Annotated in this window: 11 protein-coding genes; all 11 read left to right on the top strand. The window is 66.5% G+C overall.

What is annotated here, in order from left to right; genetic code table 11:
* Positions 1-1,167 (top strand): glutathionylspermidine synthase family protein, encoded by a 1,167-nt coding sequence (locus KAK88_RS04455; protein WP_242078039.1) that lies wholly within the window; start codon positions 1-3, stop codon positions 1,165-1,167.
* Positions 1,168-1,238: 71 nt separating this feature from the next.
* Positions 1,239-2,117, top strand: coding sequence for a hypothetical protein (locus KAK88_RS04450; RefSeq protein WP_242078038.1), 879 nt, complete (start codon positions 1,239-1,241; stop codon positions 2,115-2,117).
* A gap of 288 nt (positions 2,118-2,405) precedes the next feature.
* On the top strand, positions 2,406-4,034 hold the full coding sequence (locus KAK88_RS04445; RefSeq protein WP_242078037.1) for a family 43 glycosylhydrolase: 1,629 nt from the start codon (positions 2,406-2,408) through the stop codon (positions 4,032-4,034).
* A 183-nt stretch (positions 4,035-4,217) separates the two neighbouring features.
* Positions 4,218-7,628 (top strand): TonB-dependent receptor domain-containing protein, encoded by a 3,411-nt coding sequence (locus KAK88_RS04440; RefSeq protein WP_242078036.1) that lies wholly within the window; start codon positions 4,218-4,220, stop codon positions 7,626-7,628.
* 102 nt (positions 7,629-7,730) lie between these two features.
* Positions 7,731-8,810: a pectate lyase gene (gene pelA, locus KAK88_RS04435; protein ID WP_242078035.1), complete on the top strand. Its 1,080-nt coding sequence runs from the start codon at positions 7,731-7,733 to the stop codon at positions 8,808-8,810.
* 115 nt (positions 8,811-8,925) lie between these two features.
* Positions 8,926-9,558 carry a hypothetical protein gene (locus KAK88_RS04430; RefSeq protein ID WP_242078034.1) on the top strand — a complete coding sequence of 211 codons (633 nt, stop codon included), beginning with the start codon at positions 8,926-8,928 and terminating at the stop codon, positions 9,556-9,558.
* Positions 9,555-10,781, top strand: coding sequence for a DUF4350 domain-containing protein (locus KAK88_RS04425; RefSeq protein ID WP_242078033.1), 1,227 nt, complete (start codon positions 9,555-9,557; stop codon positions 10,779-10,781). Before KAK88_RS04430 ends, KAK88_RS04425 begins: the two co-directional genes overlap by 4 nt.
* Positions 10,768-11,724, top strand: a complete 957-nt coding sequence (locus KAK88_RS04420; protein WP_242078032.1) for an AAA family ATPase — start codon at positions 10,768-10,770, stop codon at positions 11,722-11,724. The genes KAK88_RS04425 and KAK88_RS04420 overlap by 14 nt, the downstream gene beginning before the upstream one ends.
* On the top strand, positions 11,721-13,037 hold the full coding sequence (locus KAK88_RS04415; RefSeq protein ID WP_242078031.1) for a DUF58 domain-containing protein: 1,317 nt from the start codon (positions 11,721-11,723) through the stop codon (positions 13,035-13,037). Before KAK88_RS04420 ends, KAK88_RS04415 begins: the two co-directional genes overlap by 4 nt.
* Positions 13,034-14,056 carry a stage II sporulation protein M gene (locus KAK88_RS04410; protein ID WP_242078030.1) on the top strand — a complete coding sequence of 341 codons (1,023 nt, stop codon included), beginning with the start codon at positions 13,034-13,036 and terminating at the stop codon, positions 14,054-14,056. The genes KAK88_RS04415 and KAK88_RS04410 overlap by 4 nt, the downstream gene beginning before the upstream one ends.
* Positions 14,046-14,924 (top strand): RDD family protein, encoded by an 879-nt coding sequence (locus KAK88_RS04405; protein WP_242078029.1) that lies wholly within the window; start codon positions 14,046-14,048, stop codon positions 14,922-14,924. The genes KAK88_RS04410 and KAK88_RS04405 overlap by 11 nt, the downstream gene beginning before the upstream one ends.
* Positions 14,925-14,927 lie beyond the last annotated feature (3 nt).

The following is a 14,927-nucleotide window of genomic DNA, read 5'->3' as shown; positions in this document are numbered from 1 at the left end:
ATGGAGCGTCTGCGCTTCGATCCCCGCACCGACTGGGACGCCAAGGCCGAGGAACTCGGCTTCACCTGGCGCCATACCGACGGCAAACCCTATTGGGACGAGACGGCGGCCTATGCCTTTTCGCTGGCCGAGATCGAGGACGGGATCGAGGCGCCGACCGAGGAACTGCACGGCCTGTGCCTGGAGCTGGTCAACGAGGCCGTCCAGTCCGAGCGGCTGATGGAGCAGCTCGATATCCCGGAGGCCATGCGGGACTATGTGGCCGACAGCTGGAAGCGGGGCGACCCGTCCCTGTATGGCCGGTTCGACTTCGCCTATGATGGGACAAGTCCGGCCAAGCTATATGAATACAACGCCGACACACCGACCAGCATCTATGAGACGGCGGTGTTCCAGTGGCTGTGGCTGGAAGACCAGATCAAGGCCGGCGCCCTGCCCGCCGATGCGGATCAGTTCAACAGCCTGCATGAAAAGCTGGTCGACCGATTCCGCGCCATCTTCCCGAACGGCGGCTTCGTGCATTTCGCCTCCGACGCGGAGTTCGTCGAGGACCGGCAGACGGTGCGCTTCCTGGAAGACCTGGCCCAGCAGGCCGGACTGGAGCCTCAGTTCGTCGCCATCGACCAGATCGGGATGAACGCCGACGGCCGGTTCGTGGACCACGAGAACTGGATCATCCAGGCGATGTTCAAGCTCTATCCGTGGGAGCAGATGCTGCGCGACGACTACGCCGCGCCGCTGCCGACGGCGGACGTGACCGTGCTGGAACCGGCGTGGAAGAGCATCCTGTCCAACAAGGCCATCCTGCCGCTGTTGTGGGAGCGGCATGCGGGCCACCCCAACTTGCTGGAAAGCTATTTCGAGGGCGATCCGGCCGAGGCGGCGCTGGGCTCATCCTATGTGCGCAAGCCGTTGTTCTCGCGCGAAGGCGACAATGTCGAACTGATCGACCAGGGCGTCAGCGCCGCAGAGGTGGTGGACGGCGGCTATGGCGCGGGGCGTCACGTCCGCCAGGCGCTGTGCGATCCGCCCCTGTTCGACGGCAACCATGTGATCGTCGGGTCTTGGGTGGTGGGAACGGAACCCGCGGGCATCAGCCTGCGGGAGGATACCGGGCGCATCACGAGAAACACCTCGCGTTTCTTGCCGCACTTCATCCGCGACTGAGGCGCCGGCAGGCAACCAAGCCGGACGACCGCCGTTTTGTCGGCTGACATCAATCGACAAGAAGCCTCCCCATGCGCAACGTCCGCCTCGCCCTGATCACCACCACCGCCCTGACCCTCTCGGGCGGCGCGGCCGTCGCTCAGACGCAATATCCTTCGACGACCCAAGATCGGCTGGGTGCGGTCGTGGGCGCCCTGTTCGGCGATCGTCTGGGCCTGTCGGCCATGGATCAGGCCTGGCTGCGCGGCGGCCGGCCGCTGCGTGACGGCCAAAGCCAGTTCTCGACCCGCGTGGACGCCAGCGTGCGCGCCGGAAGCGTCTCCGCCTCGGCCGCGACCCGGCTGCGCGCCGACTATTCGGCCCTGGTCGATCTGGAGAACCAATACGCCGTCGGCGGCATCTCGGCCCAGGAACGCGCCGATTTGAACGCCCGCTACACCGCCCTGACCCAGACGCTGGAAGCCGGCGCCTCGGGCTATGCCGACATGGACACCGTCGCCCAAGGCCGTGCGGACTTCGACACCCGCGTCAACGCCGCCGTAACCGCGCGCCGCATCACCCGCACCGAGGCGACACGTCTGAAAACGGACTATCAGGCCCTGATCCAGCTGGAGAGCCGCTACAGCGCCGACGGATCCATCAGCGCCAGCGAGCGCGCCGATCTGGACGCGCGTCTGGACGCCCTAGACCTGCGGGTCGGCGACGGCCCGGCCGGACAGACGCCGTCGGCGAACCTTCCCGCCCGCACTCGTCTGGCGAACCTGGAAACCGCCCTGACCGCCGCAGAACGCTCGGGCGCCGTCAGCCGCACCGAGGCCGCTGACATCCGCGTCCAGGCCGGCGACCTCGCCCGCCTGGACGCCGCCTTGAGCCGCACCAGCCCATCCTCCGACGACACGGCCTACCTGAGCCGCCGCATCGGCGAACTGGAAATGCGCGTCCGTCGCTAGACCTGACACAAGGACATCCCGCGCGATCCGGCGCGGGATGTCCCTATCCTTCTAGGTTCCAACGCCAGCCCGCTCGCAGCGCCCCGTCAGCGCGGCTCTTCACAAGCGTTTCTTGAAAACCCTCTGGTCAGAACGCCGTTTCCATGTCTATTTAATGAAAATGTCTACCGGTGTCATAGCCGGAAGCCGTCGATCAGAGCGGCAGACATGAGAGGAGACGCGGCCAAGTCGGATGCGGGCGGATTACGCCCGACGCCTTACCGGCCGCAATTGGAGGGAGGACGCGCCATGAGAACAATCGACCGCCGCGCCGCCCTGACCGGCCTGTTGAGCGGCGTCGCCGCCTCAGCGCTGCCTGTGCGCGCCGCCTTCTCTCAGACAAACGAAGAGGCCGCGCCTCTCGGCCGTGAATGGGCGTCGATGAAATGGCGTCGCGGCATTGAGGGCCAGCGTATAGCCGATCTCGGGAACGGGACCTTCCTCAATCCCATAATGTCGGGCGACCACCCCGATCCGTCGATCCTGAAGGACGGCGACGACTACTATATGACCTTCTCGTCGTTCGAGTCGGTGCCGGGCATCCACATCTGGCACTCGCGCGACCTAGTGAACTGGCAGCCGGTGATCGCGGCCCTGACGACGAACATCGGCTCGGTCTGGGCGCCGGAGCTGATCAAGCACGAGGGCAAGTTCTACTGCTACATCCCCGCCCGCTTCCCCGAGTATCGCTCCAACTACGTCATCTGGGCGGACAGGATCGAGGGGCCGTGGAGCGAGCCGATCGACCTGAAGATCCCGGCCAACATCGACCCCGGCCATATCGTCGGCGAGGACGGCAAACGCTACCTGTTCCTGAACGGCGGCGACAGGGTTCGGCTGACCGACGACGGCTTGGCCACCGACGGCCCGGTCGAGCAAGGCGTCTATAAGGCCTGGCGTTATCCCGAGGACTGGATCGTCGAAGGCTTCGCCCAGGAAGGGCCCAAGCTGCTGAAGCACGGCGAGTATTTCTACATGATCACCGCCATCGGCGGCACGGCCGGTCCGCCCACTGGCCACATGGTCATCGCCGCCCGGTCCAGGTCGATCAACGGACCGTGGGAGGACTGCCCGCACAATCCCGTCGTCCGCACCGCCTCGGGCGCCGAGAAATGGTGGTCGCGCGGCCATGCCACCCTGGTCGAGGGACCGACCGACGGCGACTGGTGGATGGTCTATCACGGCTATGAGAACGCCTATTGGAGTCTGGGCCGCCAGACCCTGCTGGACCCCATCGAGTGGACCGACGACGGCTGGTTCCGCGCCAAGGGCGGCGACCTGTCCCAGCCCATCGCGATGCCGCGCGGCGGCCAGGCACTGCCGCACGGCATGGTGCTGTCGGACGATTTCTCGACGGACAAGTTCGGCATCCAGTGGAGCTTCTACGACCCGCAGCCAAACGAGAAGGACCGGCTGCGTCGCGAGAACGGCGTCCTGCACATGCGCGCCAAGGGCAAGGCGCCGGTCGATTGCTCGCCCCTGACCTTCGTCCAGGGCGAGCAGGCCTATCAGATCGAGTGTGAGGTCGAGATCGACCCCGGCACAGTGGCGGGCCTGATCCTGTTCTACGACCGGGCGCTGTATGCAGGCCTCGGCTTCGACGCGACCCGCTACGTCACCCACCAGTATGGGATCGAGCGGGGACGGCCGGCCAATCCGCATGGACGACGCATGTTCATTCGCCTGACCAACGCCTATCAGAACGTCTATTTCGACACCTCCGGCGACGGCGTGACCTGGAACCGGTTCGACCGGGGCATGGAGGTATCGGGCTATAACCAGAACGTCCGCGGCGGCTTCATGATGTTGCGGCCCGGCATATACGCCGCCGGCGAGGGCGAGGCGCGGTTCAAGAATTTCAAGTTCAAGGCGCTGTAATAAGCGAGCACATTTTTGGTGTGGCGAAACACAGGTTTTCGTTTTATGACACCGGTGACATTGACGCTTAGGGCGCGTCGATCTCATCACGAGATTTTGGAGTTCCTCGATATTTGAGGGACAGGGGACTGTCGGCATCCGGCCCGCCAAGAGGCACGGAGCACGACAAGAGCGGAGGGAACTATGCGAAACCAACATACGGGATACCTGCGCGCGGCCGTCTCGCCAGCGACGCTCGTTGTGGGGGCCATGCTGTTCGCGGCCCCGGTTCAAGCTCAAGAGAGCCAGAGCCAGGACGCCACCGAAGTGGGTGAGATCGTCGTCACCGGCATCCGCGCCTCGCTGGCCAGCGCCCTGACCGAAAAACGCCGGTCCAACACGATCGTCGACGTCATCAACGCCGAGGACATCGCCGACTTCCCGGACGCCAATCTGGCGGAATCGCTCCAACGCATTCCGGGCGTGTCGATCGACCGCGAGAACGGCGAGGGCAATTCGATCTCGGTGCGCGGCCTGGGCGGCGACTTCACCCGCGTGCGTCTGAATGGGTTGGAGACCCTGTCGACCTCGGGCGCCAGCAATGCCGACGGCGCCCTGCGTCGCGACCGGGGCTTCCAGTTCAACACCTTCGCCTCCGAGCTGTTCAACTCGCTGAAGGTTCAGAAGTCCGCCGACGCCCAGACGGACGAGGGGTCGCTGGGCGCCACGGTCGATCTGATCTCGGGGCGCCCGTTCGACTTCAAGGAACGTCGCCTGGCCCTGACGCTTCAAGACGCCTATTACGAGAACGGCGGCACTCACAATCCGCGCCTCGCCCTGCTGGCGTCCGACCGCTGGACCAGCAAGATCGGCGAATTTGGGCTTCTGGGCTCAGTCGCCTACAATGAGCGCACCCAGGCGATCGACAGCTATTCGCGTCAGGTCGGCTCGTTCGACTACACCTATCGCGGCGCGACCTTCAACAATGTGGGGACCAACGCCGCCGGCGATCATCAGGGCTTCGCCCTGCCCATCGGCACCAATCCCGCGACCGCCCTGCCCCGCGTTACCAATCCGGAGGCGCGCAACTACCTGATCGGCTCGAACCCGACCGCCTACAATCTGATCAACGGCGGTGCGACGCGCGGCTCGCTGGTGCGCATCCCGGCGCTGGCGACGCTGAACCACCGCGACGTGGAGCAGGACCGGTTGGGGGTGACCCTGTCGGGTCAATGGCATCCGACCGAGCGGACCACGATCAACTTCGACAATCTGTATTCGAAGATGACGCAGATCTCGACCAACTATCAGATCGGTCCGGTAGGCCTGAACCGCAACAACACCAACGGCAACCGCACCACCACGGCGTTCAGCTACCAGACCTATCCGACGACCAGCGCGACCAACAACTCCTACGCCAACCGTCGCGCCGCCTACGCCAACTGCGCGACCCAGGCCGCGACCGAGTTCCGCGACGCGATCGACTGCGGCCAATCGCTGTATGGCTCCACCCCGATCTTCACCACGGCGCCCGGCGCGATCAATCAGAATCTGGCCGCCGGAACGGGCAGCTTCAATCCCAACAACCTGGACGTCTACGACTACTACAATCAGCCGGGATCGGTCGGTTACGTCGCCCACCCCCAGTATCTGGCCATGCGAGGCGCGTTCATCGGGCGGCCATCGGTGCGGTTGATCGATGCGGGACTGAGCGAGACGGGCGCCAACGCCAACTATCTGGTGCTGGGCAACGTCGACTTCCGCTCGGCGGTCGATCAGGGCGGCTATACCACCGAATTCCGCCAGAACTCGATCAACATCGAGCACGAGTTCAGCGACACCTTCCGGATGTCGCTGCTGGTCGGCGATTCCAAGTCGACCAACGATAACACCGGCCTGCTGGTCGACTTCATCCGGCTAGATTCGGGCCAGGGCGTCGCGGGCAACGACTACTTCGTCTATGACGACCGCCAAGGCGGCGACATGCCGATCATGAAGTTCGGCTTCGACGTCGCCAATCCGAACAGCTGGGATTTCGTGAAGGGCTATTCAGCCATTCGCAACTACCGGACCATCACCGAGAACGGCTACCAAACCGCCAAGGCCGACTTCGTCTGGGACCTGAACGACGACTTCACGTTCAAGTTCGGCATCGGCAAGCGCAAGTTCGACTTCTACTACACGCGCTACGAGCGGCTGATCAGCGACACGATGAACCCGTCGCTGCTGGAGGGCGTACGCTCCGGACTGGCGGCCGCCACGACCGTCGGCCAGATGGGACAGCTGATCAGCTGGGGCGACGGGCTGAACGTGCCGGAAGGCACCCCGACCAGCTTCTTCGCGCCCAATCTGGAAGCCTTCAAGAACCGCTTCGGCTTCGACTGCGACTGTATCAACGCCTGGGGCGACTGGCGTCTGTCGGACCTGCGCAACGGCGGGGTCAACACCTTCTGGGTCGATGAGGACAGCCTGTCCTACTATGGCCAGATGGACTTCCGCGTGCCGCTGTTCATGGGCGAACTGCGCGGCAACGCCGGTCTGCGTCGCGCCGAGACCAAGATCGATTCCCGCGGACGCTCGCCCAGCGGCCGTCCGGTCGAGAACGACAACCAGTACAACGACACCCTGCCGTCGATGAACCTGGTGTGGGAACTGAACGACAAGCTGATGCTGCGTTTCGCGGCGGCCAAGGTCATGGCCCGCCCGCAGATGACGGCGCTACAGCCCGGCGTCACGGCCTTCACCGTTCCGGTCGGCATCGGCGCGGACCCGGCCCAGTTCGACGGATCCAATGCGGCGATCACCCTGGGCAACACCAAGCTGAAGCCGTTCCGCGCCTCCAACCTGGACTTCAACGTCGAATGGTATTTCGCTCGCGACGCCATCCTGTCGGTCGCGGTCTTCCACAAGGAGATCGAAAGCTTCCCGCAGGTGGTGCTGCGCGAAGGCAAGCTGAGCGAGATCTTCAACGCCGAACAGATCGCCAATCTGCGCGCCGCCTATGACGGCCTGACCGATGTCGCCTCCGACAGCCGCCGGGCCTATATCGACCAGGACCTGCCCTTCCAGGTGCGTCAGTACAACGATGCGCCGGGCGGCAAGCTGGACGGGTTCGAGATCGCCTATCAGCAGAACTTCAACTTCCTACCCGCGCCGTTCGACGGCTTCGGCATCCAGGCCAACTACACCCAGATCGAATCCGAGCTGGAATACATCCTGGACCCGGCCCGCAACCTGACCGGCACGGCGCCCTTCCTGGGCGCCTCGCCCAAGTCGTTCAACGCCACGATCTTCTACGAGGTCGAGAAGTGGAGCGCGCGTGTCTCGTCGGCCTATCGCGCCGCCTATCAGACCACCTATCCGCTGGCGTCGGGCGGTTGCGATCCGGGCGTGTGCGACTCGCCGCTGATCAACGACTTCATCGGCTCGGAAGAGACGCTGAACGTGGATGCGTCCTTCACCTACAAGCTGACGGACAACGTCACCTTCACCGCCGAGGCGCTGAACCTGACCAACCAGACCGACACCCGCTGGGCCTATCAGGCCGATCCGGTGGTCAACAACTATGGCTCGACCGGCCGCCAGTACTTCGTCGGCGCGCGGTTCGTGTTCTGATGACGACGATCGACAGCTGACTTCTCCCGGGACGCTGTCCCTTCAGGGGACGCCGCGAAACATCGGCGTCCCCTTCTTCTTGCCGACCCCGAAAGGCTCTCGATGAAGCACACGGTCCTCATCCTCGGCGTCCTGGCGATCGCGGCCGGCGTCACGTCAGCGCCGGCGTCGGCGCAAGAAACCGTCGCCGCCTCGCCCGCCGCCGCCTGGAACAGCGCCGCCCTGCGCCGTCGGGCCGACTGGTATGCGACGGCCGAAGCGCGACACCTCGCCGCGATCGTCATCCAGCATCAATCGGCCGAAGGCGGTTGGCCCAAGAACACCGACCTGTTCGCCCCGCCCCGCCCCGATGCGGACCCGGCGCTGAACAACACGATCGACAATGGCGGCACGACCCAGCCGCTGGTCTTTCTGGCGCGAACGATCGCGGCTGGGGACGCCGAAAGCCGCGCCGCCTTCGACCGGGGTCTCGACTATCTGCTGGCGGCGCAACAGCCCAACGGCGGCTGGGCCCAGTTCTATCCGCTGCGCGGCGGCTATCACGACCAGATCACCTATAACGACGACGCCATGGTCCATGTGCTCGAGCTGTTACGCGATGTGGGCGAAGGCGCGGCGCCCTATGGCTTCGTCGACGAAGCGCGGCGCGAGCGGGCGCGTCAGGCCGTGGCGCGCGGGGTCGAGACCCTGCTGAAGACCCAGGCGCGCCGCGACGGCGTCCTGACCGGCTGGTGCGCCCAGCACGACGCCCGGACCCTGGCGCCCGCCTGGGCGCGTCGTTTCGAGCCGCCGTCCCTGTCGGGCCAGGAAAGCGTCGGCATCGTGCGCTTTCTGATGCGCCTGCCAGACCCCAACCCCGACGTCGTCGCCGCCGTGGACGGCGCCGTCGCCTGGCTGGAGAGCGCCGCGCTTGCAGACACGACCGAGGTCTTCGTCACCGACGCCCAAGGTCGACGCGACCGCATCCTGGCCCCAAAGCCGGGCGCGCGCATCTGGGCCCGGTTCTACGATCTGGAGGACGGGCGCCCCATCTACATCGGGCGCGATTCCATCATCCGGCGCGACCTGATGCAGATCGAGCACGAACGCCGCAACGGCTATCGCTACGTCGGCGAATGGCCCGAAACCCTGCTGACCCGCGACTATCCGGCATGGAAGGCGAAGCTGAGCGACCGCGCCTGATTTCGCGCCGGTCGGGTGAGAAAGATAGCCTAGGGCGTATCGGACAGGCACCTGTGGTTGACTCGATCTGACGGGGCGGTATGGCTTGGCCGTTGGGTAGGGGTGCGTTTTCGAGATGCAGGATCGGGCTTCGCCCACAGATGAAGCCCTGGACAAGGCACATGCCCGCCTGCTGAAGGACGGGTCTCTCCAATTCGACCGGGTCGGTTTCGAGCGCCCCGACATCAAGCCGCCCGGCTGGTTGCATTGGATCGGCGACGCGCTTCAGTTCGTCGCGCCCGCGCTGAAATGGGTCTTCTGGGTCGGCCTGGCCCTGGTCGCCGGCTTGATCGTCTACGCCATCGTGCGCGAGATTCTTCGAATGCGCGCCCCGCCGGCGAAACCCAAGAAGCCCAATATCGTGGCGGAGGCGCAGTGGCGTCCGGAGGCGCAGGCCGCGCGCGATCTGCTGGCCGACGCCGACGCCTTGGCCGCGCGCGGCCTGTATGCCGACGCCGCCCATCTGCTTCTTCTGCGCAGCGTTCAGGACATAGAACAGCGCCAGCCGCGCGCCGTTCGGGTTTCCCTGACCACCCGCGAGATCGCCCGATTGAAGGCTCTGCCGGACGCCGCACGACCCGCGTTCGACCTGATCGGACGGATGGTGGAGCGCAGCCTGTTCGGCGGCGCCCCCGTCGGCGCTCTGGATTTCGCCGACTGCCGCAAGGCCTATGAGGCCTTCGCCCTGCCCGAGGGCTGGCGCGCATGAGCCGTTCTGAAGGCGCGGCAAGCGGCGGTTTCTCGCCGGTCACCATGATCGTCGTGCTGCTGGTGGGCGTGGTCACGCTGGCGGGGCTCGGCGTCCTGTCGGCCTATGCGCCCGAACTCAAGTCCGGCAACGACGGCGGCGGCCACGCCCTGTCGCGGTCCGCCACCGGTTTCGGCGGTCTGCCGACCCTTCTGCGCGGCCTGGGTGTGCCGGTGGTCATGAACCGGGGGACGCTTTCGGAAACGTCGGACGAAAGCCTGCTGATCCTGACGCCTTCGATCCAGACCAAAGCCGAACAGATCGACGACATCGAGCATTACGGCGCGACCTTGATCGTCCTGCCCAAATGGACCTCTATCCCGGATGCGGATCATGCCGGCTGGGTGAAGACTGTGGGCGTTCAGTCGGCCCAGAGCGTCGTGGCGTCTCTGCCCAAGGATTTGCGCAACGGTCTGAAACTGACCGCGCGCAAAGGCGGCGCGACCGTCGCCCTGCGCCGTCCCAACGGCGCTTCGTTCGGACGGCCCGTCCGGATCGAGGCGCTGCGCACCCTGGAGGGGCCCGACTGGATTCCCGTCGTCGTCGACGATCAGGGCCGCGCCGTCCTGGCCATGCACCGCGAACTGCGGACCTATGTTCTGGCCGATCCCGACCTGATCGACACGGCTGCGCTGAAAACCCTCGACGGGGCGACGACCGCCGTCGCCCTGATCGACATCCTGCGTGCCGATGAGGCGCCGGTAATGTTCGACCTGACGCTGCACGGCTTCCAACGCACGCGCAACATGCTGCGGCTGATGCTGGAACCGCCGCTGTTGGGCATGACCCTGGTGCTGGTCGCGCTTGCCGCCTTCGCCGGTTTCCAGGCCGCCGTTCGCTTCGGCCCAGCGCGCGAGAGGAGCCGTGTCATCGCCTTGGGCAAGCGCGGCCTGGCGGACAACACCGCCGGTCTCGTCCGGCTGGCGCGGCGCGAACACCGGATGGCCGCCCCATACGCCCTGCTGGTGCGCGCCGCAGTCGCCCGCGCCATCGGGGCGCCGCGCAATCTGGACGAGGGAGCGCTGGACGCCTTCCTCGACCGTGTCGGCCGGACCACCGGCGCGACCGAAACCTACACCGCCCTGGCCGAACAGGCCCGGGCCGCCAAGTCGCCGGCCGATCTGATGCGGGTCGCCGGCGCCCTTCATCGCTGGAATCAGGAGCTGACCCGTGCACGTCAATGAGGTGAAGACGATCGCCGAGCGCATCCGCGCCGAGATCGCCAAGGCTGTGGTCGGCCAGGAAGACGCCGTCGACATGCTGCTGACGGCCCTTTTCGCCGGCGGTCACGTCTTGCTGGAAGGGCCGCCCGGAACGGCCAAGACCCTGCTGGCCCAGACCTTCGCGCGCACCCTGGGTCTGGACTATGGCCGCATCCAGTTCACGCCCGACCTGATGCCCGGCGACATCATCGGATCGAACCTGTTCAACTTCCAGACGTCCAGCTTCACTCTGACGCGCGGGCCGATCTTCTGCGAACTGCTGCTGGCGGACGAGATCAACCGCACGCCGCCCAAGACCCAGGCCGCCTTGCTGGAAGCCATGCAGGAACGCCGGATCACCATCGACGGCGAAGCTCACGGCCTCAGCCCGCGCTTCACCGTCGTCGCCACCCAGAACCCCATCGAGCAGCAGGGCACATACCCCCTGCCCGAGGCCCAGTTGGACCGCTTCCTGTTCAAACAGGTGCTGGACTATCCCAGCCTGGATCAGGAGCGCGCCATCGTCGCCGCCTACGGTTCCCGCACGGGGCTGATGGACCCCATCGCCCTGGGCGTGGAAGTGGTGGCCGAGGCCTCCGTCATCGAGGCGGCGGTGAACACGGTCGCCGACGTGCGCCTGACCGACGAGGTGATCGGCTACATCACCGGCCTGGTGCGCGCGACACGGACGTCCGCCGATGTCGAGACCGGCGCATCGCCCCGCGCCGGGGCTATGCTGGCGGTCGCGGCGCGGGCGCGCGCCGCGCTGGACGGCCGCGACTATGTCATTCCCGACGACGTGAAGGCCCTGGCCATTCCGGCCCTGCGTCACCGCCTGGTCCTGTCGCCGGCGGCCGAGATCGAGGGTCGGCGCGTCGAACAGGTGCTGGCCGGTCTGGTGGATCAGGTGGCGGCGCCCCGGTGATCTATCCCACCCGACGCGCGGTGACGGCGATGGCGGCGGGCGTTCCCGTCGCCCTGCTGGCCGGCGTCCTGACCCCTGCAGGCTGGCTCGCCGGGCCGGTCTGGATCGCGGGCGTCCTGCTGCTCGTCGCCGTGGATGCCCTGCGCGGCGGTTCGCGTTCAAAGCTGGAGTTGGACCAGCCCCGTCCGGTGCGCGCCGCCGTGGGCCGGTCCGACCTTACCGAACTGACGGTGCGTTTCGGCGCAGGCGGCCCAGCCCCGAAGACCGTCGAGGCCGCCCTGTCGGGCGACGCCCGGCTGGGGCTGGAAGAGGCGTCGCGCCGCGCCACGGTCTCGGATCGCGCCGCGGTCCTGGCCTTTCCTTTCACGCCAAATCGCCGAGGCGCCGCTGACCTGAAGGCCTTGTGGGTCCGTTGGCATGGGCCGATGGGCCTGGCGTGGAAGCAGAAGACCTTCGCTCTGGACCTGGCCGCGCCGGTCCTGACCGACCTTCAATGGGTCCGCGATCACGCCGTTCGCCTGTTCGCCCGCGACGCCCTGTTCGGCGCCAAGACCCAGCTGGAGATCGGCGAGGGGTCGGAGTTTCAGGCCCTACGCGACTTTCAGGCCGGGATGGACCGCCGCTCCATCGACTGGAAACAGTCGGCCCGCCACGCCGCCCTGTTGGCCAAGGAGTTCCGCACCGAGCGAAACCACAACGTCATCATGGCGCTGGACTGCGGGCGGGCGGCCAGCGAGCCGGTTGGTGGGATGCCGCGCATAGACCGCTTCATCCATGCAGCTCTGCTGCTGTCCTACGCCTGCTTGCGATCGGGCGACCGGACGGGCGTCTTCGCCTTCGATTCCCAGCCGCGTGTGACCACCGGCGCCGTAGGCGGGCTGGACGCCTTCCGCACCCTTCAGGCCGTGGTGGGCCGCATCGACTATTCGACGCATGAGACCAACTACACCCTGGCCCTGGCGACCCTGTCGGGCCAGCTCCAGCGCCGCTCGCTGATCGTGGTCTTCACCGACTTCACCGACAGCACCGCCGCCGAGCTGATGATCGAGTCTCTGGGGCGGCTTTTGCGGCGGCACCTCGTTCTGTTCGTCGTTCTACGCGACGATGAGCTGGAAGGCCTGAGCGGCGTCGATCCGCAGATGCCCGAGGACGTCTCGCGCGCCGTCGTCGCTGGAACCCTGCTGCGCGAACGCGAGACGGTGATCGGACGGCTGCGGCGTATGGGCGCGCACATCGTCGACGCTCCAGCCGATCGCGTCGGGACCGAGGTCGTCAACGCCTATCTGGACCTGAAACGCAGGGATTTGCTGTGACCGACGTGCGCCCGTCCGGCCTGCTCAAAAGCCAGCGTTTTCGCCAGGCGCGCGAGGACGATTGGCGTCGCCTGGAACGGCTGATGGACAAGGCCGAAAAGGGGTCCGCGTCCAAACTGACCGACGCCGAGATTCTGGCGGTTCCGGTGCTGTATCGTTCGACCCTGTCGGCCCTGTCGGTGGCGCGCGAGACCTCGCTGGATCAGGGGCTTATCGACTATCTGGAGACCCTGTCGGCGCGGGCCTACTTCTTCGTCTATGGCTCGCGGGCGACGATCCAGGATCGACTGGTCGCCTTCTTCCGCACCGACTGGCCCGCCGCCGTGCGCGGTCTGTGGCGCGAGACCCTGGTCTCGACAGCCCTGATGCTTCTGGGCGCCCTGGTCGCCGGCTGGCTGGTGATGCATGAGCCGGAATGGTTCTACGCCTTCGTGCCCACCGACCTGAGCGGCGGGCGCGATCCCGCCGCCTCGACCGAGACCCTGCGCGCCACTCTGGACGGCGCTGACGGGGCTCAAGGCCTATCGGCCTTCGCCGCCTATCTGTTCACCCACAACGCCCAGGTCGCCCTGCTCGCGTTTGCGCTCGGGTTCGCCCTGTGCCTGCCGACGGGCCTGCTGATCCTCTACAATGGCGCGACGCTGGGCGCATTCTTCGCCCTGTTCGCCAGTCGTGGGCTGGGCTTCGAACTGGGCGGCTGGCTGTTGATCCACGGGGTGACGGAACTGTTCGCTGTCATCTTGGCGGGCGCGGCAGGCCTGAAAATCGGCTGGGCCGTCGCCTTTCCCGGCCAGAAGCGAAGGCTGGACGCTGCCGTGGAGGCCGGGCGCACGGCCGGCATCGCCATGGGCGGCGTCGTGGTGATGCTGATGTTCGCCGGCCTGCTTGAAGGGTTCGGCCGCCAACTGATCGTCGATACAGGCTTGCGTTATGCGGTCGCGGCGGCGACCGCCGTGATCTGGGGCCTCTATTTCTATGCGCCCCGCCCCGCCGTCGCGGAGTCGATCCATGCCCGCTGACCTGACCACGGCCAAAACGGAACGCGCCTTCGTCACGCCCGAGGGCGTGGACCTGCGGCTGAACATCGGCGACGCGGGTCAGAGAGCCGGAGCGTTTTTATTGGACGCGGCCATCATCATCGGCGTCCTGATCGTTTTCACCATAGCCTCGGCCTTCGCTTTCGCCTCAGGGGCCGCCGTGGCCGGCGTGACGGGGGCCGAGATGGTCGCGGTCATCTGGCTGATCGTCTTCTTCCTGCTGCGGAACTTCTACTTCACCGCTTTCGAACTGTCGGCGGCGGCGGCCACGCCGGGCAAGCGGATAATGGGGCTGCGTGTCGCCTCGCGTGACGGCGGACGGCTGAAGGCCGAGGCCGTCTTCGCCCGCAACGCCATGCGTGAACTGGAGGTCTTCCTGCCCTTGTCCATCCTGGTCGCCCGCAGTCAGGAGGGGGGCGTGGACGGCTGGATGTATCTGCTGGCCTTCGTCTGGGCGGCGATCTTCGTCTTCTTCCCCCTGTTCAACAAGGACCGGCTGCGCGTCGGCGACCTGATCGGGGGCACCTGGGTCGTGCGCGCGCCGCGTCGAAAGCTGATCCGCGACATGGCCGAAGACGGGGCCACGCGGATGGCCGCCTACGCCTTCACCCCGGCGCAACTCGACGCCTATGGTGCCAAGGAACTGCATGTTCTGGAGACCCTGCTTCGACAGGGCGACCGCAAGACCTTTCGAGACGTCGCCGACCGCATCGCCAAAAAGATCGGCTGGACGCGCGGCCCCTACGACACCGACCGCGACTTCCTCAGCGCCTATTACGCCGCCCTGCGCGGTCGTCTGGAGCAGAAGCTGTTGATGGGCGTCAGACGCCGCGACAAGCACGACGTCTGACGG

It is taken from the genome of Brevundimonas diminuta (assembly GCF_022654015.1).
Classification (GTDB): domain Bacteria; phylum Pseudomonadota; class Alphaproteobacteria; order Caulobacterales; family Caulobacteraceae; genus Brevundimonas; species Brevundimonas diminuta_C.
This window is presented reverse-complemented; position numbering and strand designations above follow the sequence as displayed.

Excerpts from the sequence above, each read along its gene's own strand:
- KAK88_RS04455 (WP_242078039.1), top strand. The coding sequence starts at position 1 with ATGGAGCGTCTGCGCTTCGATCCCCGCACCGACTGGGACGCCAAGGCC.
- KAK88_RS04450 (WP_242078038.1), top strand. The coding sequence starts at position 1,239 with ATGCGCAACGTCCGCCTCGCCCTGATCACCACCACCGCCCTGACCCTC.
- KAK88_RS04445 (WP_242078037.1), top strand. The coding sequence starts at position 2,406 with ATGAGAACAATCGACCGCCGCGCCGCCCTGACCGGCCTGTTGAGCGGC.
- KAK88_RS04440 (WP_242078036.1), top strand. The coding sequence starts at position 4,218 with ATGCGAAACCAACATACGGGATACCTGCGCGCGGCCGTCTCGCCAGCG.
- pelA (WP_242078035.1), top strand. The coding sequence starts at position 7,731 with ATGAAGCACACGGTCCTCATCCTCGGCGTCCTGGCGATCGCGGCCGGC.
- KAK88_RS04430 (WP_242078034.1), top strand. The coding sequence starts at position 8,926 with ATGCAGGATCGGGCTTCGCCCACAGATGAAGCCCTGGACAAGGCACAT.
- KAK88_RS04425 (WP_242078033.1), top strand. The coding sequence starts at position 9,555 with ATGAGCCGTTCTGAAGGCGCGGCAAGCGGCGGTTTCTCGCCGGTCACC.
- KAK88_RS04405 (WP_242078029.1), top strand. The coding sequence starts at position 14,046 with ATGCCCGCTGACCTGACCACGGCCAAAACGGAACGCGCCTTCGTCACG.